General features: G+C 60.6%; 18 protein-coding genes. 6 read left to right on the forward strand and 12 right to left on the reverse strand.

Annotated elements, in window-relative coordinates:
• Positions 1 to 24 precede the first annotated feature (24 nt).
• From QFZ30_RS10570 to QFZ30_RS10580, 3 genes are read right to left on the reverse strand one after another with little or no spacing between them, the layout of a single operon-like run.
• A complete protein-coding gene (locus QFZ30_RS10570) occupies positions 25 to 963 on the reverse strand; it encodes a carbohydrate ABC transporter permease (RefSeq protein ID WP_307075964.1) in 939 nt (312 codons plus the stop codon).
• Entirely contained in the window at positions 960 to 1,982 is a 1,023-nt protein-coding gene (locus tag QFZ30_RS10575; RefSeq protein ID WP_307075966.1) for an ABC transporter permease, read from the reverse strand. The genes QFZ30_RS10570 and QFZ30_RS10575 overlap by 4 nt, the downstream gene beginning before the upstream one ends.
• Positions 1,983 to 1,992: 10 nt before the next feature.
• Positions 1,993 to 3,669: an extracellular solute-binding protein gene (locus QFZ30_RS10580; RefSeq protein WP_307075968.1), complete on the reverse strand. Its 1,677-nt coding sequence runs from the start codon at positions 3,667 to 3,669 to the stop codon at positions 1,993 to 1,995.
• Between the two features lie 284 nt (positions 3,670 to 3,953).
• Between QFZ30_RS10580 and QFZ30_RS10585 the strand changes: the two genes are divergently transcribed.
• Positions 3,954 to 6,761 carry a beta-glucosidase gene (locus QFZ30_RS10585; RefSeq protein WP_307075971.1) on the forward strand — a complete coding sequence of 936 codons (2,808 nt, stop codon included), beginning with the start codon at positions 3,954 to 3,956 and terminating at the stop codon, positions 6,759 to 6,761.
• A 616-nt stretch (positions 6,762 to 7,377) separates the two neighbouring features.
• Here the strand turns inward: QFZ30_RS10585 and QFZ30_RS10590 are convergent.
• The 6 genes from QFZ30_RS10590 to QFZ30_RS10615 all read right to left on the reverse strand — a co-directional run bounded on the left by QFZ30_RS10590 (position 7,378) and on the right by QFZ30_RS10615 (position 13,810).
• Complete coding sequence (locus tag QFZ30_RS10590; RefSeq protein WP_307075973.1) at positions 7,378 to 7,821, reverse strand: carboxymuconolactone decarboxylase family protein; 444 nt, start codon at positions 7,819 to 7,821, stop codon at positions 7,378 to 7,380.
• 97 nt (positions 7,822 to 7,918) lie between these two features.
• Positions 7,919 to 8,662: an SDR family oxidoreductase gene (locus tag QFZ30_RS10595; protein WP_307075975.1), complete on the reverse strand. Its 744-nt coding sequence runs from the start codon at positions 8,660 to 8,662 to the stop codon at positions 7,919 to 7,921.
• Between the two features lie 351 nt (positions 8,663 to 9,013).
• Entirely contained in the window at positions 9,014 to 9,772 is a 759-nt protein-coding gene (locus QFZ30_RS10600) for an SDR family oxidoreductase (RefSeq protein ID WP_307075977.1), read from the reverse strand.
• Positions 9,773 to 9,879: 107 nt separating this feature from the next.
• Positions 9,880 to 10,875 (reverse strand): low temperature requirement protein A, encoded by a 996-nt coding sequence (locus QFZ30_RS10605; protein WP_307075979.1) that lies wholly within the window; start codon positions 10,873 to 10,875, stop codon positions 9,880 to 9,882.
• A 43-nt stretch (positions 10,876 to 10,918) separates the two neighbouring features.
• Entirely contained in the window at positions 10,919 to 11,815 is an 897-nt protein-coding gene (locus QFZ30_RS10610; protein WP_307075981.1) for an RNA polymerase sigma-70 factor, read from the reverse strand.
• Between the two features lie 261 nt (positions 11,816 to 12,076).
• The gene (locus tag QFZ30_RS10615) at positions 12,077 to 13,810 is read right to left on the reverse strand and encodes an L-aspartate oxidase (protein WP_307075982.1); all 1,734 of its coding nucleotides are present in this window, start codon (positions 13,808 to 13,810) and stop codon (positions 12,077 to 12,079) included.
• A gap of 394 nt (positions 13,811 to 14,204) precedes the next feature.
• Between QFZ30_RS10615 and QFZ30_RS10620 the strand changes: the two genes are divergently transcribed.
• A complete protein-coding gene (locus QFZ30_RS10620; RefSeq protein ID WP_307075984.1) occupies positions 14,205 to 15,524 on the forward strand; it encodes a TIR domain-containing protein in 1,320 nt (439 codons plus the stop codon).
• Positions 15,525 to 15,591: 67 nt separating this feature from the next.
• Positions 15,592 to 16,002, forward strand: coding sequence for a hypothetical protein (locus tag QFZ30_RS10625; protein WP_307075986.1), 411 nt, complete (start codon positions 15,592 to 15,594; stop codon positions 16,000 to 16,002).
• A 736-nt stretch (positions 16,003 to 16,738) separates the two neighbouring features.
• Here the strand turns inward: QFZ30_RS10625 and QFZ30_RS10630 are convergent.
• The 3 genes from QFZ30_RS10630 to QFZ30_RS22000 form a co-directional block, all read right to left on the reverse strand.
• Complete coding sequence (locus tag QFZ30_RS10630) at positions 16,739 to 17,605, reverse strand: ImmA/IrrE family metallo-endopeptidase (RefSeq protein ID WP_307075988.1); 867 nt, start codon at positions 17,603 to 17,605, stop codon at positions 16,739 to 16,741.
• A 129-nt stretch (positions 17,606 to 17,734) separates the two neighbouring features.
• Positions 17,735 to 18,058 (reverse strand): hypothetical protein, encoded by a 324-nt coding sequence (locus QFZ30_RS10635; RefSeq protein WP_307075990.1) that lies wholly within the window; start codon positions 18,056 to 18,058, stop codon positions 17,735 to 17,737.
• Positions 18,051 to 18,323 carry a colicin E3/pyocin S6 family cytotoxin gene (locus QFZ30_RS22000; RefSeq protein ID WP_373462837.1) on the reverse strand — a complete coding sequence of 91 codons (273 nt, stop codon included), beginning with the start codon at positions 18,321 to 18,323 and terminating at the stop codon, positions 18,051 to 18,053. The genes QFZ30_RS10635 and QFZ30_RS22000 overlap by 8 nt, the downstream gene beginning before the upstream one ends.
• A 512-nt stretch (positions 18,324 to 18,835) precedes the next feature.
• Between QFZ30_RS22000 and QFZ30_RS10640 the strand changes: the two genes are divergently transcribed.
• From QFZ30_RS10640 to QFZ30_RS10650, 3 genes are all read left to right on the forward strand, one after another.
• Positions 18,836 to 19,918, forward strand: a complete 1,083-nt coding sequence (locus QFZ30_RS10640) for a protein kinase domain-containing protein (protein WP_307075992.1) — start codon at positions 18,836 to 18,838, stop codon at positions 19,916 to 19,918.
• Between the two features lie 392 nt (positions 19,919 to 20,310).
• A complete protein-coding gene (locus QFZ30_RS10645) occupies positions 20,311 to 21,456 on the forward strand; it encodes a hypothetical protein (protein WP_307075994.1) in 1,146 nt (381 codons plus the stop codon).
• 2,245 nt (positions 21,457 to 23,701) lie between these two features.
• Positions 23,702 to 24,721 carry a VOC family protein gene (locus tag QFZ30_RS10650; RefSeq protein WP_307075996.1) on the forward strand — a complete coding sequence of 340 codons (1,020 nt, stop codon included), beginning with the start codon at positions 23,702 to 23,704 and terminating at the stop codon, positions 24,719 to 24,721.
• Positions 24,722 to 24,723 lie beyond the last annotated feature (2 nt).

A 24,723-nucleotide genomic window follows, 5' to 3' on the forward strand; every position in this document is an offset into this window, starting at 1 on the left:
GGGCCTGGGCGGCGCTGTTGAAGGTCACCCCTTCACCGCACCGATCATGACTCCCTTGGTGAAGTGCTTTTGCACCAGGGGGTAGACCATGAGGATGGGCACCACGGCCACCACGAGCACTGCCATCTGCAGGGCCAGGGACGGTGCTGCACCCTGCCCCACGGCAATCTGGCCCGGGATCATCACGCCCTGCAGGACATAGGAGCGCAGCACCACCTGGAGCGGGTTCATGGCGCTGTCGTTGATGTAGAGCACCGCATTGAAGAACGCGTTCCAATAGCCCACCCCGTAGAACAGGGAAATAACAGCTGTCACTGCCTTGGACATCGGGAGCACAATCTGGCTCAGGATCCGCCATTCGCTTGCCCCGTCGATCCGTGCGCTGTCCAGGATCCCGCGGTCTATCCCCATAAAGAAGCCGCGCAGGATGATGATGTTGAACACAGATATGGCACTGGGCAGGATCAGGGCCCAGTAAGTGTTGATCAGGCCGAGGCCGGAGACCAGGAGGAAGGCCGGAATCATACCGGCGCTGAAGAACATGGTCAGCAGCAGGATGAACAGGAGCGGCGTATGGGCAAAGGAGCCCGGCCGTGACAAGCCGTACGCGCAGAGCACCGAGACCACCACGCTGAGCAGGGTCCCCACGACGGTGACGCCCACGCTCACCAGCACCGCCCTGGTGACCACGCCGCCGCTCAGGATCTGGCGGTAGGCATCCAGACTGATTTCCCCGGGCACAACCACCATTCCGCCGGCTGCGATGATGGTGCCTTGGGAGGAGAGGCTGGTGAGGACGATTGAGTATAACGGCCCGAGGACGGCGAGGACCGCAAGGGTGAGCACGGCCGCTTTACCGATCTTCGCCGCCGGGCCCGGCTCCTCCTCCCACGCTGGCCTGGACGACTTCTTGCGGCGCAATGCCGCTGCACCTGTTGCTGCCGGTTTGGTGATTGTGCTCATGACTTTGAGTACACCCCGCTCTCTCCGAATTTGTGGGCCAGCTTGTTGGCACCCAGAATGAGTGCAAGCGATACCACGCCCTTGATCAGGCCGGCCGCCGCGGCATAGCCCCAATCGCCGTTACGAATGCCCGTGTAGTACACAAAGGTGTCCAGGACCTCGGATGCTTGCGCGCCCACGGCGTCGCGTTGCAGGATCAGCTGTTCGAAGCCCACGGACAGGGCATCACCCAGGCGAAGGATCAGCAGCAGGATGACGACGCTGCGCAGCCCGGGAAGCGTCACGTGCCAGATCCGGTGCCAGCGGTTCGCTCCGTCGACGGCCGCTGCCTCGTACTGCTCCTGATCGATTGCGCTGAGGGCGGCCAGGAACACGATGATTCCCCAGCCGGCGTCCTTCCAGATTGCCTGCGAGGTAATCAGGAACAGGAAAGTGTCCGGGTTGGTCATGATGTCCACGGCCTGCCAGCCCTGGGCCCGCAGGCTTTGACTCAGGAGGCCTGCCCCACCGAGCACCTGCTGGAAGACAGACACCACCAGCACCCAGGAAAAGAAGTGCGGCAGGTAGACGATGGCCTGGATGGTGGAACGCAGTGCCGGGGACAGCAAGGAGTTGAGCAGCAGCGCCAGCATAATGGGGATGGGGAAAAAGAAGATCAACTGGAAGGCCGTAATCACCAGGGTGTTCGTCACGGCGAGCCAGAAGGCCTGGTCTCCCAGGACGCGAGCGAAGTTGTCGAACCCTACAAACGGGCTGTCAGGGATGCCCACGAAGGGTGAGTAGTCCTGGAACGCCACAATGTTGCCGATCATCGGGATATAGGCGAAGACCAGGAGCAGGGCGATGGCTGGCAAGGTCATCAGCACCAGGGATTTGTCCCGCCGCAGCCTGGTGCGCAGGCCCGCTCTCTTGCGGATTGCGGGGATGCCCTCTTGGCGGGCGCCGTCCGGTTGGCCCGGGCGATAGCCGCCTCGTGCCGGAACGGCCGGAGCGGTCAGGGTGGATTCGGAGGTGGTCATGGCCGGCGTCCTAGGCATTCAGGAATCCTGCGTAGAACTCACGCAGTTCATCTCCGCCGTTTTTCTTCCAGGTGGCGACGGCTGCATCAAGGTCCGACATGCTCTTGCGACCGCGGAGGATGTCCTTGGAAAGGTCATCGAACGGTTTCTTCAGGGAGCCGAATTTGCTGGGCTCCTGGATCTGCAGGCCGTAGAAGAGGGGGTCAACCACGTACGGGGCCTGGCGGATTTCCCAGTCCGTCTTGGCCTTCACGTAGCCGGGGTACTGGACCTGGTTGTTCACCACAGCGGAGTTCACCAGGAACGCATACGTGCTGGTGACTTCCGCCGTGCCCTTGGCCGTGGCCTGCGGAACGTTCTGTGCGTCGAGCGTGTAATGGATGCCTTCAACGCCGTTGACGATCAGCATGTTCTCCTCCGTGCCGAAGGGAGCGGCCGCAAAGTTGGCCAGGGCCAGCATTTCCTCAACCTTCGAAGCATCATCGGTCTTCTTGATGAAACTGAAGATGGCGGCGGGTGAGCCGCGGAACAACGTGGGCTTGCCGCCGTCGGGGGCAAAGAAGTCCATGGGCTGCATCTGGAACTTCGGGTTGCTGGGCAGATTCAGGCCCAGGGCTCCATGCCAGCCACCAACACCGTCGTTGGTCATCAGCGACGCGCCGGACCCAAAACGCTGCCCCATCTTCTGGGTGTTGCCGGCCACGGCATCCGGGTGGACAGCGCCTGAGGCGAAAAGTTTTGCCCCCCATTCCAGGGCAGCCCGGTATTCGTCTGTCTCAAACCTGCTCAGGAGCTTGCCGTCCACCAGTTTCCAGCTGTCCACACCGTGCATGAGCTGCGCGCCGGTCCACACATCTTCAGAACCCCAGCGGTTCTTGGCCGGGTCAGTGATTTCCTTGGCCACTGCGATGTATTCATCGGCGGACTTTGGCTGTTCCAGGCCCATTTCATCGAACAGGTCCTTACGGTAGAAGAAGGCGTTCCCGACCTGCTCGGACGGGAACGGCAGCCCGTACAGCCCGCCTTCGAAACAGCTGTACTTCCAGGCAGAGGTGGGGATATTCGCGAGGTTGGGGTACTTCTTGATCTTGTCACCGGCAAGGTACTCGGAAAGGTCAGTGAAGAGGCCCTTGACTGCCTGTCCGAACCGCGGCGGAAGGTTCCAGGACGGGATGACCACCCAGTCCGGCACATCCTTGGGTGAGGCCAGCACCGTCTGGATCTTGTCTGCGTAGGTATTTCCGTCACTGACCTGGAAATTGAGCTTTGCGCCTAGTCGTTCGTTCACAGCCCGGTAGTAGCTGTTATCCGCCTGCGGGATTGCCCACCATGCCGGGGTCATGACCGTATAGCTTCCGCCTTTACCCGGAACACCCTGCACTGATTTGACCAAGGATGAGGGGATGCTGGTGAAGCCGGGCGCGGTACCATTCACACTCGGGATGTCCGGTTTGACGATGTCGAGCGGGATGTAACTGGGCACGATCTTGGACGTGGCGTCGGACATCCCCGCGGAACTGGTGGCCTGCGGGGCCGCGCCGCCGCTGCTGCATGCGGTCAGCGCAGGGAGGGCGGCAAAGGCCACGGCACTACCCACAAGACCCAGGAAGGACCTGCGGCCTACCCCGGCGCGGCCCAGCTCCTTCAGGGACGGGCCGCGTTCCGGTGAGGCATTGTTTCCAAGCATGATTTGCACTCCTTTGTGTGGACATCTGTTGCCCTGACGCAGGCCTGATTGCCGGGTCTGCAGCTGCCCTGCGCAGCCTTGCGTCAGGGCAGCCAGGCCAAGGATTTGTCGAAGTTGGACTAGAGAAACTATCGAAGCGTTTCGATTGCCAACAGCCTAGATCATGGCAAATCAGACCGCAAGGCTTTCTTGTGTTGCAGCTCACAGCGCGAAATGCCACAATGTTTGCCAGTCACTCTCTACGCAAGCGTTTAAACAAATCGCGCTCCAAGGAACGGCCCCCAATGATGCCAATCACAACTGACGCCACCACCGCTGCCACTCTTGAGGCCTTGCTGGCCCGCCTCACACTGGAGCAGAAGATCGCGTTGCTCCACCAGCATGCCCCTGCCGTGGAAGCCCTCGGTCTGGCTCGGTTCCACACCGGTACTGAGGCGGCCCACGGCGTGGCCGGGCTCGGATCGGCCACTGTTTTCCCGCAGCCCGTGGGCCTGGCTGCCAGCTGGGACGCTGATCTGATCCACCGGGTAGGCACCGCCGTCGGCATGGAAGTCAGGGGCAAGAAAGCGGAGGATCCGAGCGTGAGCGTCAACGTTTGGGCACCTGTGGTCAATCCCCTTCGCCACCCGCTGTGGGGGCGCAATGAAGAAGGGTTCTCCGAGGACCCGCACCTTACGGCCTTCCTTGCCTCCGCATACTGCGCGGGATTGAAGGGCGACCACGAACGTTTCTGGCTGACCGTGCCCACGCTGAAACACTTCTTGGCGTACAACAACGAGACTGACCGCAACGTCACAAGCAGCCAGTTGCGGCAGCGTGTGCTTCATGAGTACGAACTGCCTGCCTATCGCGGTCCCATCGAGGACGGCGTAGCGGGCGCGGTGATGCTGTCCTACAACCTGGTCAACGGCCGGCCCGCGCACGTCTCGGACCTGGTGGCCGGCGAGCTGCGGCAGTGGCGGAACGGCGAGGACATCACCATTGTCACCGACGCCGGCGCACCGTCCGCGCTGTACACCGCCGAGAAGTATTTCGACGACGGCCCGTCCGCCTACGCGGCCGCCCTCCGCGCTGGGGTGGATAACTTCACCGAGGACGGCGACAACCCGGAGCCGTCTCTTAGGCATCTCCACGATGCCCTGGAACGCGGGCTGATCAATGAAGCGGTCATCGACCTTTCGGTGCTCCGGCTGCTCACCTTACGGGAGCGGACCGGCGAGTTCGAGCCAGACGGCGGCCCGTATGGCTCTGTCGGCTCCGAAATGGTGGGAGACGGCGCGCATGTGGAACTGGCCCGGGAAGCAGCGCGGAAGTCTGTGGTGCTGCTGCGGAACGAAGCCGGTCTTGGCAAGGAGGGAGCAGCCGGACCCCTCCTCCCGTTGGAGGCAGAGCCAGGGAAGATCGCGGTGATAGGTGCCCTCGGCTCCACGGTCCTGAGCGACTGGTACAGCGGCACCCTGCAGGATGAGGTCAGCATTGTCGATGGCATCTCCAAGCGTTACGGCAACGTGGTGACGGAGCCAGGCTTGGATACGGTGTCGCTCCGATGTGTCCGGACCGGCACGTACCTCGGCGCCGGCGGCCCCGAAACCGCGCTCTCTGCCAGTGCCGCGGCCCCCGGGCCGGCGGAAACGTTCCTACTCAAGGACTGGGGCGGCGGTGAATGCACGCTGCAGTTCCCCGTCACCGAGAAGTTCGTGGCGGCCACCGGCTACTACCTGACCGCGTCTGCTGACCGGGTGGGTGGCTGGGTGGTGCAGGAGACCTTCCGTCTCCATCCCAGCCCGGACGGATCCGTGTCCATCCAGCACATCGGCACGGGGAAGTGGGTACGGATTGAGGCGCACACCGGAAGCGCCGCCCTGTCTGCCGGGACCGAAGAAACGGCGGACCGCTTTACCCTGCGGACCGTGCGCTCCGGCCAGCAGGCCGCCAGCGAGGCAGCCTCCGCAGCGGATGTCGCCGTCGTGGTTGTGGGAAACGATCCCCATATGGGAGGCAGGGAGACGATCGACCGGACCACGCTGGCACTTCCGCAGGAGGAGCAGGAGCTTATCCGGCTGGTGCGTGAGGCCAATCCCCGGACGGTCCTGGTGATCGTCTCCTCGTACCCGTACTCCCTGGGCGCCCTGGCAGACACGCCCGCGATTGTGTGGACCTCGCACGCAGGCCAGGAGATGGGCAACGGGCTGGCTGATGTCCTCAGTGGAGATGCCGAACCGAGCGGACGCCTGCCGCAGACCTGGTGGTCGCGCGATTCGGACCTTCCGGACATCCTGGACTACGACCTCATCGCGTCCCGCGCCACCTACCTCTACAGCGACGCAGAGCCGCTGTTCCCGCTGGGGCACGGCCTGGGCTACAGCACAGTCAGCTACGAATCTGCGGTACGGGCTGACGATGGCCTGGATGTGGTCCTGCGCAATACGGGAGGCCGCACTGCACACGAACTGGTGCAGGTGTACGCGGCCTCCCCCGGCCACCGCTACGACTTCCCGAGGCGCCTGCTCGTGGCGCACCGGCGGGTTCAGCTCGAACCAGGCGAACACCGCACCGTACGGATACCCGTACCCGTGGACCGGCTGGCCACGTACAGCGTCACCGCCGGCAGGATGCTGGTGGAGCCCGGCACGTACGAGCTGATGGTGGGCCCCTCGGCAAACGACCTTCCCCTCGGCGTTGAAATGACGGTCGCCAGCGAAGGCAGCGGCCCGCGCGCCCGGGGCGCCTGGATCCGGGCGGAACTGTTTGATGACTACTCCAACCTTGCACTCGTGCCGGAAACCCCGATGGCAGGCACCGCCGTCGCACCGGCTTCCCCGCAGGAGAGGGCGACGGCGGTCTACCGGGGCTGGCAGGGCAGCGCCCCTGAGTGGGCGTCGCTCCGGCTCTCAGCTACGGGCGCTGGAAGGATTGCGGTGCAGCTCCCGGGCCGGGGCGGGACCTGGCAGGACTGCGCCGATGCAGCGATAAAGCCCGGGTTCAACGGTGAACTGCGGCTGGAGGTTGCCAGCCGCAGCGCTGATTTCGAGGCCGTGCGGATTGTCCTTGAGGGGCCGGTGACTCTGAGCGCACTGCAGCTGGGCGAGTAGAACGAGCAAAATCTTTCCGATCAAAAGCCACCGTCCTGATCGCGGCGCTCAACGAGTGGTTGTGATCAGGACGCTTGGCCGCTGAACACGGTTGCGGCAGAGCTGTTCGGCGCACCATCGGAAGTGCCCGTCGGTGTCGTCCAAGCCGAAAAGGTCGTAGGTAGTAACCCAATCGGTCCCTGACGTGCGGAAACACTGTGCCCGAGTTGGGACTCGACCGCATTCCAGCCCTTGCAAACGGTAATACTGGAATTGGTCTTGAACCGGTGTGACTCACTTGAAAACTGACGTGCCTGCGGGTGCTGTCTTCCCTGTGATCTGTCCGCCGGTTCAAGTTCCGCTATAAGCGCGTTGAGCCAGGCGGACATGACTTGATAGGAGCCTGATTCGACCAGTCCCATTACCGTTTTGTCTGCCCACCTGGCCCACGTGCCCGTCAAGTGATCATTGGTTCGACGCCTTTCCTGGCCGTGAACACTGCCAGCGGCGCTCCTGCTGACGCGGAAGCGCCACTATAAGGTTGGCCTTCGGCCCGTGACTTCATGATCCACGTTCCCCACCATGAATTGGATTGGTTCACTGACGACTCCCCGAGCGTACCGCTGGATGCCCCAGTTCAGTTGCGGACATCGTAGTTGCTGGAGATTGCCACCCGGTTGAACGCGTTGATTGTGATCGCCACCCATTCCACAGCGGCTATCTGGTCGTCGTTGAGTGCTGCCACTTCGTCTTGGGGCAGGCTCAGCCGGTCGGAGATCAGGGTTGTGCTCTCTGCGATGGCAAGGGCATGTCGCTCTTCTGGGGTGAAGTACTGGGTATCCCGCCAGGCGGGCAGGACGGCGAGGCGGTCCTGGGTTTCGCCGTGGGAGATGGCGTCGCGGATGTGCATCCTCAAGCAGAACGCGCAGCCGTTGATTTGGGAGCAGCGAATCTTGACGAGCTCGATGAGGAGGGGTTCCAGGCCTGCTACACCGGCCGCGGCAGAGGATTCGTCGTTAAGGAGCAGCAAGGTCTTGTATGCCGCTGGTACGGCCTGGTTCAAGCGAATGTGATTGCCCATGGCGGTCTGCTTTCAGAAAGTATTGCCTTCTATCGAAAAAGCTCGGGAGCGGGGTGCCCTTCAACGTCCTCTGTGAAGGGCACCCCGCGCTGTCCGGCTACTGCTGGTTCAACCATTCTTCGAAGCGGGTGTCATAAATGGTCGCTTCGCTGCCGGGAAGCAGTTCGCCGTCCTGGAGCATGGCGTTGAAGTAGCGCGCGGTTGGGTCGGTGACGACCTCGCGGGGGTCGCCATGGAAGCTGAGGCCTTTGCGGATGAGCTCGTCGAGACCGAACTGCTCGGGACCGGCGACCTCAACGGTGGCGTTCAGTGGAGTTCCCACGGCGGTGCGTGCAACAGCGGTGGCCACGTCCTCAGCGGCCATGGGCTGAATCAGCGCGGGTGACAGACGAACGGTGTTTCCGTCGGTCGCGGCCTGTGCGATGCTCTTGACGAACTCGAAAAACTGCGTCGCATGGACAATGGAGTACGGGACACCTGATTCCTTGATGAGCTTCTCCTGGGCGATTTTCGCCCGGAAGTAGCCGCTCTCGGCCAAACGCTCGGTGCCGACCACCGACAGTGCGACGTGGTGGCCGACGCCGGCCACCTTCTCCGCGGCGAGCTGGTTGCGGGTGGAGGTAGTGAAGAAGTTCAGCACAGCTGCATCTTCAAATGAGGGCGAGTTCGACACGTCGACTACAGTGTCGGCTCCCTGCAGCACGTCCCCGAGGCCTTCGCCGGTGAGGGTGTTCACACCCGAGTCAGAGGAAGCGGCCAGTGCTTCGTGTCCGTGTTCGCCGAGCTTGCTGACCAGTTTCGAGCCGATCAGGCCAGTGCCGCCGATAACTACGATCTTCATGATCTTCCTTCCGATAAGTGCCGTAGAGGGATGCAGTGACATCCGTCCCACCAGCTATGACCGTGTACCAACACAATCTGTGACAGCCTGAGGAAGATTGCTTCATCCGCCTCCGGGTACTGCGTCATAGTGGGGTGCCGTTGACAGGCTCACAACGGCACCCCCATAGGTCAGGTGCCAACCCTTGTAACGCCCGGAGAGACGGTCCGGGTTCAACGCGGTGAATTCCAGCCTGCAGTCATGCTGCGGCCGAGCTAGCCGATGTCCTGGCTATGGCGTCCGGAGCTGGGTAGCATCCGTCAAGCGGGAGAAACGCTGCTGGCGAAATCTCCTATAGTCGCGGAGACGCAGCTACAGGCCGTGCTGTGACGTCAACTTCAGCCACTCCTTGAGGGTGATGTCCCCGATGCGGGTTTCACCGACGGGAACGATGCTCGTCTCTTCGATCGGTATACCGAAGTAGCCGACTTCGGTGTCAATGACCACTGGGCGGGAATCATTGCGGGCCGCGAGAACCCGGGACACGAATTCATTAAGTCCTGCGCGCTCAGGGCCCGCCATCTCAAGGACGCCGTCAATCGCAGGCGAGACCGCCGCCTCCGCCACAATGCGAGCAACGTCTGCAGCAGCCAACGGCTGCATCAGGTGACTTGTCACATAAACCGACCCGTCGCGTGTTCCGGCGTCAGCGATCATCGGGATGAACTCAAAGAACTGAGTAGCCCGCAGAATGGTGTACGGCACTCCGCCTTCTCTAACAGCCTTCTCCTGCGCAGTCTTTCCGGCAAAGTAGCCGACGGCCCCGATACGGTCGGTACCAACAACGGAAAGGGCCACATGATGCCGCACGCCTGCCCTTTTCTCGGCGGCGAGAAGATTGCGGGATGAAGTGGAGAAGAAGGGAACGACTACCTTCTCATCGAACTCGGCAGTGTTCGTCAGGTCGACAACTACGTCCGCCCCCGCCATCGCCTCATCCAATCCCTGGCCGGTCACCGAATCCACCCCGGTGGAAGGGGACGCCCCTTTCGCCTCATGGCCCTGACTGCTTAGGATCTCCACAACCTGCTTGCCGATCAGGCCAGTGCCGCCGATAACCACGATCTTCATGATGATCTTCCCTTCGATAATTGGCTTAGCGGAATGTAGTGACATTCCGTCCACCAGCTATGACCGGGTACCAAATCAATCTGTGACAGCCTTTGGAAGATTGCACGCTAGTTCAGCACCAAATTTCGTAACTCCCGTGAGCTTGTCTGGGCCAACTTTCGGAACAGCTGAAAAGTGATGGCAACCTCGAGGCCTGCGCCGAGGGCCGCTAACGCCGCAAAGATGGCGTAGTGCCAAAATCCCCATTGGTACGAATTGTCACGATTTGCCGACAAGGCCTCACCCGCCGGGTGTAGGAAGTACAGCCACCACAGGGAGAACAACAGCGCGAGGCCGGCCGCCGAGACAGCAATCAGGTATGCGCTCACGCCGCCGGATCTCAATGCAGCGGCCACGCCATTCGATGCGGCCAGCACGCTTTCGCCGAGCAGAATGATTGCGAACAGTCCATATCGCTCGGCAATATGATGCGGATGCCAGCTGCTGCGACCTGTGCGTTCGGCCCACAACGGAACGGTAAGCTCCAAAATAGCGAGCATCACGAACGCGACGATCTGCAGCTGCCCCGGCAACAACCCCGCCTGCTGCAACACCAACCGAAGGACCCACCCCAGTTGAAGGACGGCAAACCCGACCGCGTATCGTAACGCCGTCCGGCGGCTGGCCGGATCCTCAATCGCAGCCCGTAGCCATTGGGCAATCAAACCGACGCGCATCACAATAAAACCAAGGGTGACCGCCAGATAGCCACCGTCGTTGAATGCCGCGGGCACGCCTGCACCCAGCAGCAGCACGCCTCCCATCTGCAGCATCGTCATCAGCCGGTAAAACGCATCGTCCGTGTCGAACGCGGACGCAAACCAGGTGAAGTTCATCCACGCCCACCAGATCGCGAAGAACACCTGCAGAAACGGCAGGATCGACTCTGCTAAATGATCTTCAGCGATCCCGTGCGCCAGTTGCGCTGTAAGGCTGGCGACAGCGACCACGAAAGTGAGATCGAACAGCAGTTCCAGCTGGCTTGCATGGCGGTGCGGTTCGTCCGACGCACGGGCTCTCATACGCACTCGCGGACCATGCTGGGCCGGGCTGATCTCAGACATTAGCGGTGCGCCACATGATCAGCTCAGGATTAAAGTCCAAAGGTCAGCCGCCAACCCTCGTCACGGCGGAGAGCTTGTCCGGATTCATCGTCCACAACAGCCGATCAATACCATCGGCAGAAGCGGTGAGAGTCACCACCGCAAACACCACCCCGTCCTGTGCCAGCCGTGCCGAGGGCCGGCCGTTAGCCATGAAGGGCTCGGTATCGACACCATCCCAGAATCGCGCCGCGAACGCCCTGTAGTACTTCGCGACCCGTTCCCGTCCGACAACAGGGAACTTGGAAGCCCGAACCTTGCCGCCGCCGTCGGAGTAGCTGACGACGTCCGCGGCGAACAATTCCTCCAGCGCGGCCACGTTCCCGGTTCGCGCAGCAGTCAGGAACGCTTCCAACAGACGCTGTTGTTCCCCTACGCTCACCGCTGCGCGTTTCTCCTCAGCAAGGCGCTTGCGCGCCCTGCTGACCAACTGGCGGGCATTCGCTTCTGTCTGTTGGATGATCTCCGCTATCTGCTCATACGGGTAGTCGAACGCTTGCCGCAGAACATACGCGGCCCGCTCGGTCGGCGACAACTTTTCCAGTATCAGCAACACGGCAAACTCGAGCGCTTCACCATTGACGGCGCCCAGTTCAGGATCGGCGCTCGTGTCCACAGGCTCCGGCAGCCACGGACCGACATACGTCTCACGACGGACACGTGCCGACTGCCCGACATTGATGGCAAGACGGGTGGCGGTGGTCGCCAGGAACGCCGGCGCATTCCGAACCAGGCTGCGATCGCATGTCTGCCATCGAACCCACGTCTCCTGGACGATGTCCTCCGCCTCGCTGACACTGCCGAGCATCCGGTAGGCAATCCCGAACAACCGAGAACGGACCTCCGCGAATATCGTCGACGCAGTCTCTAAATCGGCGGCTGACCCGGCATCGGCACTCATGCGCCCAATATTACTGCTCCAAGGGCTGGACCCTGGCCATGGAAGTGTGGGCCGAGTTTGGCATGCGACGCCGGGCATTCTGGCCGTAAGTTGGTATGCCAATTCTTAACTGTTCCCTTGCTCTGCAGGTTGTTTTCTTGGTTGACGTCCGGCCCGGCCGCGTCGCCACCGGGGTGGAACGTAAGTGGGTCTTCGACTGAGGGTAGCGACAAACCATTGATTTGTGACGCGGAGGTCCTATCGGACGCATCGGACCCTCATTCACTCGACGAGTTTGTCCGCGGTTGTGACCGGTCGACGCATGAGCGTCGCAATCTCGTGCGATACAGGCGCGATGCCTTCGTGCTCGATGCCACGAGCAGGAGACCAGACGAGGTTCACCTGCAAGGTTGGATCAAGATCCGGATAGTCGCTGCGGTTATGACAGCCGCGTGTTTCACGGCGTTCACGGGCAGCTTCGAGCGTCGCGCGCGCCGCAAGAGCGGAGGCCTTCAGATCGAAGGCGTGTGCAAGATCCTGATATCCGGCGATGTCGGGATGCACACCCACCTCTGTGATGCGGGCTTCAATCACGTCGAGTTCGGCGAGGCCCTGCGTAAGACCTTGTTCGTTCCGCACGACACCCGCATGCTCGGTCATGGTGTCACGGATGGCACGCTGCAATACGCGGACGTTTTCGTGCCCGTTGGCGTAGAGCAGATCATCTATCTCTTTTCTAGCCTCATCCACCGCGTCCGCCGAGCGCACGTGTGCGGTGAGGGACTCCGAGTACTCGGCGGCGGCATTGCCTACGATCCTTCCGAAGACCAGCAGCTCGATCAGCGAGTTTCCTCCCAAACGGTTAGCGCCATGAAGACCGCTTGACGCCTCCCCGATTGCGTAGAGACCCGCGACATCAGTGCTGTGATCGTCGGGACGGACCCAGACGCCGCCCATGGAGTAATGCGCGGTCGGTGCGATTTCTATCGGCGTCGTCGTGATATCGAGCATCTGCAATTCGAGCATGGTCTGGTACACACGCGGCAGGCGACGCATGATGGTCTCCCGCGGCAGGTGCGACACGTCCAGCCACACGCCGCCATTGGGCGTGCCGCGGCCCTCCTGAATCTCGGTGTAACAGGCCAGCGCGACCCGATCGCGGGTCGAGAGCTCCATGCGCTCTGCATCGTATTTCGCCATGAATCGTTCACCGAGGGCGTTGGTGAGGATGCCGCCCTCTCCGCGTGCGGCTTCCGAGATGAGCGTTCCTGCAGCGTTCTCCGGCTCAAGAATGCCTGAGGGATGGAACTGGACCAGCTCCGGATCGCGGATGCGGCCGCCTGCGAGCACTGCCAGGCGGAAGGAATCACCGGTGTTCTCGTCACGCCGACTGGACGTGCGCCGCCAGATGCGGGTGTGTCCGCCGGCGGCGAGCACCACGGCGTCTGCATGGATCAGATAGCGCGTCCCGTCCGAGAGCCGGAAGCCGTAGGCACCGAAGACCCGACCGTCGGTGACGAGAATGCGCGTCATGTAAACATCGTCCAATATCGGAATGTCGAGCTGGGCGGCGCGATTAACAAGCGTGCGCTGAATTTCAAGCCCCGTGTAGTCGCCGCTGAAAGCGGTTCTGCGGAACGTATGAGCACCGAAGAATCGCTGGCTGATCCGGCCGTCTTCCTCGCGGGCGAACGGCATGCCGTAGCGTTCCAGGTCGCTGATGCCCTGGGCAGACCCTTTGGTGACGATCTCGACGATTTCGGGGTTCGCGAGATGGTAACTTTCGAGGATTGTGTCGGCGGCGTGCTGCTGCCAACTGTCATCGGCATCCATTGTGCCGAGAGCGGCGTTGATGCCTCCCGCTGCGAGCGAGGTGTGGGCGTCGCTTCTGGGCCTTTTGCCGACAGCGAGCACATCGACCCCCCGCTCGGCCAACTCTATGGCGGCGCGGAGGCCGGCGCCCCCGGTGCCAATGACGAGCACGGACGTCGACACGTGCAGTTCTTGAGACTTCATCACTACATTCCATTCACTCGAGATACCTGAAGTTAAGATTCCTTGAGGCGCGGGCGCCGGTATGTCATCTTGGATTCCATCGGCGCAGCTTGTCCTCCGATCTCGTCACCAATTAAGACCGGACAGCCCTCAAACTTGTGACAGAAGAAACGACAGCTCGTTCTGAGAAGTTGATGACGATGCAGCAAGTAGAGTCTCCAGCAGGCGATGGGCATATCAACTGCCACCGACGGGATCTGCGGCCGACATATGGCTCGATATCGGCCGTGAAGTAGGACGAGTTCAAACAGATGCGAGAACCCGTCCATAGGCGTTTTGCCATGCTTTCGCAGATCAGGCGTTGCTTCGGCCAGCGGCAGTGCCCTCGCGCGTCGTCCGCGAGCAAGGACTCGAGGTGGAAACAAGCCGTGACGCGGTCAATTTGGCACGCAGTGGACACCCCAAAGCCGTCGAGCTCGTCCGGGAATCGGGGCAACTACACGGCGAGGTTCTTGCCACCGCCGTCAGTCCCCCAGTCCTGCTAAAAAATGTCAGCGCTGTCATCCGTAATGAACGTTCTCATAATCGGCTCTTCGTTGAGGAAAGCTTCGTGCTGACTCATCCAGGCATCGGGCCGCTCTGGTGGTTAGGACATTGCTCCGATGAAATTCGGCCATCACCCTCTATCCGGGCTTCGTGCCAGAATGGTGCAAGACCGTTTGACAGAATCGGCGGTGATGCGATCAATCAATCGCGATGCGTGTCGGGCATAGATGTTGCGCTGGCGGATTTCTTGGAGGAACCGATGGATAAGCCTCGAATGTTCTTGGGCTCATCAGGGAAGCAGGAGAAATTGCTTCAGGCACTCACTCGCGGTCTGAGTGACGTCGCGCGTGTCGAACCCTGGATGACATCCTTCAATCCGGGAACGTCGACACTGGAACGCCTCCTAGAGCTCACCCAAGAGGTCGATTTCGCGGCGTTTGTCTTTGCACAGGACGACTGGACGACGGTGAGCCTGTCAGCGTCTTCCGAGCCTCAGTCGGGTCAGGCTTCTCCGCGGGATAACGTTGTGTTCGAGGCCGGCCTTTTCGGCGGCGTGCTCGGTATGCGCCGAACCTTTATTCTCCATGCAAGCGGGGCGAAGCTTCCGAGCGATCTCCTCGGCCTCACCTGCATCCGCTACGCCGGCTCAATGACAGCGTCCGAAATGAGAACCATCAACCAGAAAATCCGCAAGGCGATCGAGAACGAGGGTCGCCTTACGCGCATCGAGGGCGCGTGGTGGCACTTCTCCTTGACGGAGCGCACCGCAAAGGAGCCTGATGCCGTGAGCCTCCTGAAGATTTCGCGTGATCGCAACGGCGCGCTGGAACTGACGGGCCGCGCGTGGCGAGAGGATGGAAGTCTGTCAGCAAGATACTGGAGCGAGGCGGTGAAGGAGAAGGAAGGGTCCACAGGCGTGTTCTTCTATTGGAAGGGCGAGCGGCCGTTGGATCCCAACGCGCCGCAGCTTGAGGGAGTAGGCGAGATTCGGCTGGAAGCCGATGACCGCGCATCCGGGTACTTCACGACTCGCGCTGATACAGATCCGCATGTGAATGCGCGGACAGCTGGTGTCTGGTGGCGCGCCGACCCGGACGACATGGGCATTATGGACGGTCGCGACGATCAAAGGCGCGCGGAGCTCATTGCCGAGCGGCTGAAGCAATGGAAGTCCGTCAGGAGCGCCTGATCGGCCCTGAAAAGCGCCGGACGGTGAATGGCGGCGCCTGGGTGAAGCACGCTTGCCGTTGCCGAGGGTGACGCCACCCTCCGAGCCACAGGAACCAGGGCAGCCTAAACCCCACGCGGCAACCTTCGCAGCACTGACCGGCGCTTTGGCCGAGCGCGGAATGTCCATCCGTGACGGGTTATTCGTCGGAGACAATACCGTTTCACAGTACGACGGCGACCCCCTGGACGGCCCGACACTGCCCTTGGCAGCAACCCAGTCCAGCCAGATCAATGCCGAATTCATCTACCGCGGCAACACCATCGCACCATCAAACCGAGTCACCCTGCCCACCTCGGCAAAAGAAACCAAAGCCGCAGACGCCGTCGATGACCGCGTGAAGACAATTCACAGGATGAACCCGGGCGAGGCCCTCGAGCAAGCCAGGACGCTCCGGGACAGCATCCAGCGACGAGACCAGATCCTGACCACGCCATGAAGGCGATTGCAAAGTAGAGAAGACTTTCACAGCCGGCACCGGTCATGTCGCCCTCACCGTGAACGACAATGAAGAGACAACACACCAAAAGCATCGACCAAGTAGGCCAAGTAGGCAAGGAGCACGCCGGCCACAGCAACGGCCACCAACAAAAAAGGCCCCCGGGGGGCCCCTACAACACATTTGGTGCACACTCAGAGGCTCGCAAGCCCCTGAACAGGGAAAACACGTGCCCGAGGTGGGACTCGAACTGCATTCCAGCCCTTGCAAACACTGGGAACTCCCGGAAACCTCCCCAATCCGGTCCAGTCCGGCCGATATACGACCCAGTCCGACGCCCACGGTGTGCACATTGTGCACACCCGCGTTTTGGCTTCCTAGTCGGACCTAACGGAGGACCATGTGCCGGGAAATCAATGAAGCAGAGTCCCGCAGTTCAACAGTGCCAGCCGCTTCTCCCCCCACTAGATCGAAGCCCTCATCGCTCATTGACGGCAACAAACGCACTACCCGGACGCTGACGGTTGCGCTGTGGATCACAGGGGTACCGCCACGACTTTACGACCGCCGTCATGCCCAACTCAGGATGGGCTTCACTGCGCATGCCGGTTAACGCAAGGCAGAGGCAAGCAATCCCACGTCTCCTAGTGCCATGCTTCGCCAAGGGGATTCTCGGCGGCTGCCTCCGTTCAGGTCGGGCAGCCGTACCAAGTTTCCGGCTTGCCAGGTCCTGGGATTAGCTTTTGGACCGTCGACGCTTTGTCATCCCGGTTTCGACTGCTCTCGACCGTTCAGCGAGCCAAAGTAGAAAGTCTGGCTGCGCCAGCAACGTAGAATGTTCCCACTGCTCACATCGATGTCTGACAGCCTGAAAGGTTTCGATGGCTGGCCGACCTGCAGCTTCTCTAAGAGCGCCACCGACCTTGCCATTGGCCGACATTCCAATAGAGTTGCGACGTTGCAAATCCGGTTCAACCATGGCAATAGCGTCCATGAGGATCTGGTGGTCGGACCTCGGGTCGTCGATGTTTTTTTCAGGTAACGCCAAGGGTTCAACCATCTGATACCAATAGACAGGGAATCCATTGAGCGAGGCCTCACCATGGGCGAAGCACTCAGATGCCAAGACTTCTACAAGTTTGTCAGCCGGCACGTTGGGCAATCGCGTACCCCGCGTGGGCATAATACGCTGCCGCTCCCCGTAACTCACGAAGACCCAGCCTGCGAGTAGATAGCGGCGCAGTGCTTGAAGGGCAGCAGCTGTCGTGACCTCGGCTGCGTTGAGCTCGCGCAGCAGCTGAGACATGTCGTCTCCAGAGCGATCAACTTGGTGTAGCAGCCAGGCGTCCGGCACGAGCAGACACGAAGCGAAAACATCCGCTTCCTCTTCTAGAGAGAAGGTTGGTAGATCCAAGGCCCCCTCTCCCACCTCGCAGTTGGCACTAGGAAGATGCCACGGAAGCAAAAGATGGCCCAGCTCGTGAGCCATGGTAAAGCGCTCGCGCAGGAGGTTATCCGTTGCTCGAATGTAGACAGCGATTTTGCGAGGATCACCGGTCAATCCAGTAAGCACTGCATCGACGCGCTCAATTGGCCAGTCCACTCTCATTAGCTCAGCCCTAGAGCGCAGCAAAGACTCGACGTCAACTGGCGGGGTTAGATCAAAACGTTGAACGATCGTAGACGCCAGACGCCTAGCGGCGGTCGCCGGTGCTGGTATCGGCAACGCTATTCAGAGCCGATTTGTCTGGCGAAGCCAGGCGAGCACGGCCATCGCTTCTGCAGAGTCGCTAGCCCGAGCGGCCAAGGCAAAGTCGTCCCGACTCTGCAGGATCGTTTCTACTGGCTTTCCATACCTGTGCGCAGCAACGATGAAGCGCAGCGATTCGGGGCGCTCTGCCCACAGTGCGCCCTCTTCGGCACTAAAGCCGAGATAGTCGTCAAGGCTAACGTCATTCGGGGATTCGTGCCACGTCTCCACCCATTCGTCAACGTCGTCCAGAAGCGCGGTTCCGGAAAGACAAGCCGACACAAACGTCTTAGGACTGTTAGACATCGATCTTCCTTCCTGCCACAGCTGGTCCAATGCGTTCACCGGTCACAGCGTCAAAGACGCCGATATGGTGGCCACGCCTTGTATAACCCTCAATATGACCATGCAATGCATCCCATTCCCAGAGGCGAGAACCGTCTTCGTTGCGCCATCGGGCACCTCCGCGTCGGGAGAGCCTAACTTGCGACTCTAGAAAGCCGTTCTCAGGTCTAGGTACAGGTGACATAGTAAAACGGAGTCCCCCACGCCAGATATGAGTCTTATACATCCTAATAACTACACCAGTGTAGTCCCGCGCGCTGCGCGACACACTCACTAGGTAAAAAACCGGAACGGCTATGAGGTAGCACGACCTGAATCTGGGACCTTTCGAGTGCGCCCAACGCCTTGACCTCAATCAGACTTTTTCTTTCGCATCAAGGGGAACTCCCCTTTCAATCGGCGCACCGTTCACCGACGGATGTCCAGTAAGGCAGGGTTGAATGCTAGCCGATGCGCCTGCCTGAATCGCCCGCGTGATCGATCGGAGACGACAGCCACATGTCCTAAGGCACCGTCTTAGACAAGCTTATGGCCAGGATTCAATGGCCTAGGGGCTGGCGTCTTTTCATGTTGACCCTAAGTTCGGTTCCCCGGTTGACGGTGGATGGCAACAGGCCGAGGTGAATCGAACGGCGTGGCCTCGGGAGTCACGCCGCCAGGATATCGGAGTGCGTCCCCTAGAATTAGGATTCTTCGGCGTCATGCCAGCACCGGCGCCTAAATGATGGGGGAAGCAGCATGACATCGAGCCTATCGGCACCAGTTGACCCACTAGTTGGTCTAGACCTTGGCGAGGGGTGGACCATAACCGCGGCGCTTCCCAAAGCGATCGGCGCGACCGGGGGCAACTTCTCCCTTGGCTATCTAGCTGGCAATGTCGACGGCAGGAAGGGGTTTGTGAAGGTCATCAACTACGGAGGAATCTTCCGCAGCCCGGACCCAACACGCTTCATGCAGGAGATTACAGAGGCCTACAACTTCGAGCGAGAGCTCGTCCAAAAGTGCACTTCGCGTCGCCTATCGCGGGTGGTATTGGCCTACCATCACAACAGTCTTCCTGCACCGCCTGCACAGACTTTCCCCATCAGCTTCATCATCTTCGAACGAGCAGACGGCGATATCAGGGGCCTCCTTGACGACGTTGGAGATCTGGAACTGGCTGTTCGGCTGAGGATGGTCCACAACGCCGCGAGCGGAATCGCCCAGCTCCATTCGATTCAGGTGGCACATCAGGACATCAAGCCCAGCAACCTATTGGTCTTCAACCCTCTCCTAGATGTTGGTCGTGCTGCCAAGATCGGCGATCTCGGCCGAGCGACAGACCAACAAAGGGCAGCGATTCACGATGGGTACAACATCGCGGGGGATCCTTCATATGCCCCTCCCGAGCAGTGCTTTGGTGATATACCCACTTCCTTTGAGCAACGTCGACTTGCATGCGACATCTATCAACTCGGCAGTCTCCTGACCTTCGTGCTCAGCGACGTAACAATGAACGCGCTCCTGCACACCTTCCTTGACCCGAGCCATTCACCACGGAACTGGCATGGCTCATATATGGACGCCCTCCCGTACGTCCAGGCTGCGCATGCGACGGCGTTGGATGAACTTGGAAACAGCTTCCGATATTCGGTCACAGACGACATGAAGAACGAATTGATCAAATTGATTTCGTGCCTTACGGACCCAGATTTGGAACAACGCGGGCACCGAGCGAGCCGCAAAGCCAATCAGCCTTATGCTCTGAACCGCATTGTGTCTCAATTGGATCTCCTGGCTCACAAAGCCGAACTCCGCTACGCAGGAGCCACGGCAGCATGACGGCATCTCAAGGAATGGAAGAGCGGAATCTCCTGCCACGCTGGCGCCCTTTCAGGGTCTCTGCTTCTCTTGGTGAACTTGCCTCCACCTCAGTACCGAGTCAGCCGTCTCAGCACCTCCCAGATATGGAGGCTTTACACGCTTTCAACATGGCCCCGACCCTGCATAGGGCGGCTGACGCGCTTGGCCTAGCGTTCAGCCTCGACGACCCTGCGCCCTTCCGCCCAGTCATTGAGTTCATAGAGTCCGCCAAAGCAAGTCCCTTGCTGGCTGCAACAGCGGCCCAAGTTAGACGACGTTTGGACCAACTTCCCGTCGCAGGCGACGAAACCTGGTTCCGGGCTGACTCTCGCAAAGCGACCGTTGGAGATATCAGAGAAGAGCTCCGACGCATGCCCCGCAATCCTACGAAGTGGGTTGATCTCGCCCTGGCGCAGACACTCCTAGGTCAACCGGACAAAGCCAGAAGATCCATAGTGACGGCGTTAGCTCTGGCCCCCGTCAACCGATTCGTTCTGAGGTCGGCCGTTCGTTTCTTCATACATATCGAAGACCCAGAAGCTGCGCAAAACACTTTGAAGAATGCGAAAGGCTCAGCTGATCCATGGATCCTCGCGGCTGAGATCGCGAGTGACGAAGCTGCTGGGACCGCTCCGTCTTCCATAAAGGAAGCCCTTCTTGTCCTGTCCTCAGGAAAATTTTCCCCGTGGGCAATCAGTGAGCTCGCCTGTACTGTCGCGCATACAGAGTTCAACGGTGGTCGCGACAAGAGGGCACGCAAGTTTCTTAATCAAGCTAGCTCGCAACCAACGGAGAATGCTGCTGCGCAGATAGCTTTCGAATCCCAGAGAGGAGGCTTCATTGTAAGACCCGTTAAGGAGCCAGAACGGAGATTTGAAGCAGAGGCCCTTGAAGCAAGGTGGCAGAAAGACTGGTCCGCCGCAATGGACTCCGGACTCAAATGGCAGAACGACCAACCGTTCGCGGTGGAACCGGCAACCTTCCTCTCATATGTAGCAGCGGTTGGCGCAGAACGCTACGACATCGCTGAACAGGCTGCGCGAACTGGCAGGCTTGCCAATCCTCATGACGCGACGATTGCCAATAACCTGGCCTTCGCCCTGGCCAACCAAGACAAGCATGACGAGGCCCAGGCCATCTTAGCTAATTGTCCGTTTCCCCAAGATGCGCAGGAAACAGCCGTCTACTCAGCGACCCGCGGCTTGGTGGCATTCAGGGGCGGCTTAGTGGAGGAGGGGCGCAACGGTTACAGTCAAGCCGTCCGGTCATGCCTCGATCTCGGACTACCGGACAAGGCTGCCCTAGCAGCGAGCTACTGGGCCAGAGAAGAAGTCCGAGCCAAAACGCCAAATGCCACTGAAATTATCAATACGGCCGCTAGGCTCGCAGATCTGTTCCCGAACTCCGATGCGGGCGTGGTCCTGGCCAGGCTCTCGGAATCATTTTCAACAAATGGGGACCAGGCCAGTCATCACCGGTCGACTTTGTTGTCCACTGATTTCCGTCAACGGCCATAGCACCAGTCGCAATGGATCTCGCTCAAGTACGGTAGTGCTGGCTGCTTGGCAAACGGCACGTCGTCGTCACTGGTCTTAGGGCGCTGCACGTTGTCCGTCATTGCGTCCCCACACACGGCACGGTGTCGGTGGTGCCAAAAACTACAGACAGGGACCACCTTGAGGAGGGATCGTCCCGGAAACGCTGTCAGCACTGGTCGAAAAGACAGCATTTGGCCGAGTGCCCTCGCTGCTTTGGCAGCGACGTCCCACTTGGGTTGTGTTGGCGCAGCTAATCGTCACTGGTGCGGCGAAAGATTCCTGGCCGCTCCGTTAGGCCGTGTTCGGCTACCGTCCTGCTTTCAGTGTTCTGCCCGCCCTGATCTTTTAGCCGACCGCTGTCAGCCCTGAGGTCACTAATTCCTGAGACTTGCGGGCCGTTGCTACAGGAACGTGGCGCTTGCCGCCCCCAGTTCCCGCGCATCGAATACTTTGCTGCTGGCCCAACGGCGGCCCCTGCCCGCTGCCTTCATAAAGGTTCATGCGATAACCGGCACGAGGGCTACGAAGACCGCCGTCAAGACTGGAGCCTCGATGAAGCTGCCACCGACAACGCGATGGCCCCTACACCCGACTGCTCCTCCCTTGTCAAGTTTTGTACACACTAAACCTCAAAAAGGCTTCTGACCTGCGGAAACACTGTGCCCGAGGTGGGACTCGAACCGCATTCCAGCCCCTGCAAATACAGGGAACTCCAGAAAACATACCGAATCCGAGCCAATCCGGCCGATGTACGGCCCAGTCCGACGGCAAAAGTGTGCACATTGTACACACCCCATTCCGACAGATTCTGAGCTACAAATGGCGGCTGCCGCGCTCCCCTACCCGGGAGCGCGGCAGTCGCTGTGTTCCCGGCATTTCGCGCGAATCGCCCTGAACCCATTAGGTTGCAGCAAGTGTGTGAACCCAGTTCCCTCACGGCGGTTACCCCCCTCCTTTCAGACAACGAGGAGCCCAAGGCGCTCTAGCGCCGGCAGTTGGCTGCATTATTCTCGAATTTGGACGGGCCCGCGTCTCTTGCTCTCCGGAAATGCGTCGCGAAGTTCCCGTTGTACGCGCTCGTGAAGATCGGCCGGAATGGCACAACCTGTGCCATTGCCCGCGCCGTAACCGTGTGGCTGCGAGGGCAGGCACCGCAGCTCGGGCGGCACGCCTCGCTGAACATCGACACAGAGCTCATGCTCATGGCCAGAGCTGCAGCGGAAAACGACCCTCACACTATGTTCTTGCCGCGTCTTATCCCCAATCGATATTGGCGGCTCTCATTCGCTGCCAATCGGCACGCTACTCCGGAGGTCCGACACTTTGACTTCGCACTACGCCGAGACCTTCCGTTACCGTTATCCGATCCATCGATCTCGATTTAGACCGGCCTGACACGGTCCTCCTCTGAGCCGATAACGGCGTATATGTGCTGAAGTACCCCTACCCTATGGCGCCCCAAATGCGCCCAGCAATGCCTTTCCTAGAGGCCATAAATGGCTGTAGACAGCGTGGCTGTCATCATTCTGATCGTCCATCGTCGCTGGTCAGGTCCCATGCGCAACCAGGGCGGCGCTACGCGCCGGCCAGGCGCGACGCGTTCTTCGGCACTCCTGCGTGGCTTACCTCCTTCCGAAAATTTCTCGGCTCCGGCCGGTTCCCCAAGTTGCACTCCGGACGCTGACCCAGCGGTGGCTTCGCTATCAGATCGACTTAAAAAGACGCCTAGGGATGTGATCCACGCCCTCAGCGGATGAAACGCACGTTTCGTCTCTTGAACATCGGGAGTTGAAGCAGGTGCGAGAACTCCCCTGGACGAAGGGACCGGACCAATTAGACGTCAAGCAGGCCTTATGGCGAGGACTACCTAAGTAGGCTCGAAATGGTTGCTCCTGGAGCGTGTCCGCGATGCGTTTCCTGCGTCTAAGTATGTTTCCATGGATTTGGGTGCAGAGAGTGGCGGCAGTCCGTTTTTCGTCGCGCTGATCGAGCAATAGTCCTTGGTGTCAGAGATGCCTCCAAAAGTAACTTCCCGGATTCCTTCGTTTCTCCCAAAGCCAGCGCAACAGCGGGAACAGGGGCGCATATGAGGACCGAAATGATTATCAACTAGACAAATACTTTGTATAAGAAAGCTCGTCTTCCCCAAATACATGAGCTCCTTCACAGTAGTTACAGGACCTGCAACAACCAGTACCGCAGCCAGTAACCGAAGGACTTCAACGTGGAAACTCCCCTCTCCCATCTTGCCCACCTCGAGATCACCAGCCCGGACGTCGAAGCCTCGGCACGGTTCTATGAGGAAAAGTTCGGCATGCGCATCATTGACCGGGTGGACGGCGACGTCTACTTGCGCTGCTGGGGCGACTACTACCGCTACAGCCTGGTCATCACCGAAGGACCGGAAGCGTCCCTGGGCCGGATGGCGTGGCGCACCAACTCCCAAACCGCCCTTGAAGCCGCGGCCCAGCGCGTCGAAGCAGCCGGCGTCCAGGGCGCCTGGACCGTGGGCGGCCACGGCTATGGCAAGGCCTACGAGTTCACCGGCCCCTACGGCCACCCCATGCGCCTCTTCTTCGACGTGGAAAAGTACGTTGCCGAACCCGGCTTCGAGTCCACCTACCCGGACCGTCCGGAGCGCCGCAGCAGCCACGCCGCCGCACCGCGCTTCCTGGACCACGTCACCGTGGCATCGTCCGATGTCCGCGGTTTCGCCAAGTGGTACAACGAGGCCCTGGGCTTCCGCGTCATGGCGTTCACCGACCTTGATGAGGCCCCCATCACCGTGTTCTCCGTCCTGACGACCAACGAGAAGTCCCACGACCTCGGCGTGGTCCTGGACACCTCTAAGCGGACCGGCCGCGTCAACCACATCGCCTTCTGGGTCGATTCGCACGAGGACCTGCTCCGCACCGCGGACGTGTTGATGGAAAACGGCACCCCGATGGAATACGGCCCCTCCATCCATGGCATCGGTGAGCAGAACTTCCTCTACTTCCGCGACCCGTCCGGTCTCCGGGTGGAGCTGAACTCCGGCGGCTACCGCAATTACGTCCCGGACTGGGAAGCCAACACCTGGAAGCCGTCCGAGGGTTCAAACAACTTCTACAAGAACGGCGCAATGCCGCACTCCATGACCGAGTCCTTCCCGCCGGCTGAAGGCTTCACGGCCACGGAGGAAGGCGCCTCCCCCGCAATGAAGGAAGCCCTCCTGAACCCCTACGCCCAGCAGGGCCGGGGCTAAGA

This window comes from Arthrobacter pascens, from assembly GCF_030815585.1.
GTDB classification, from domain to species: domain Bacteria; phylum Actinomycetota; class Actinomycetes; order Actinomycetales; family Micrococcaceae; genus Arthrobacter; species Arthrobacter pascens_A.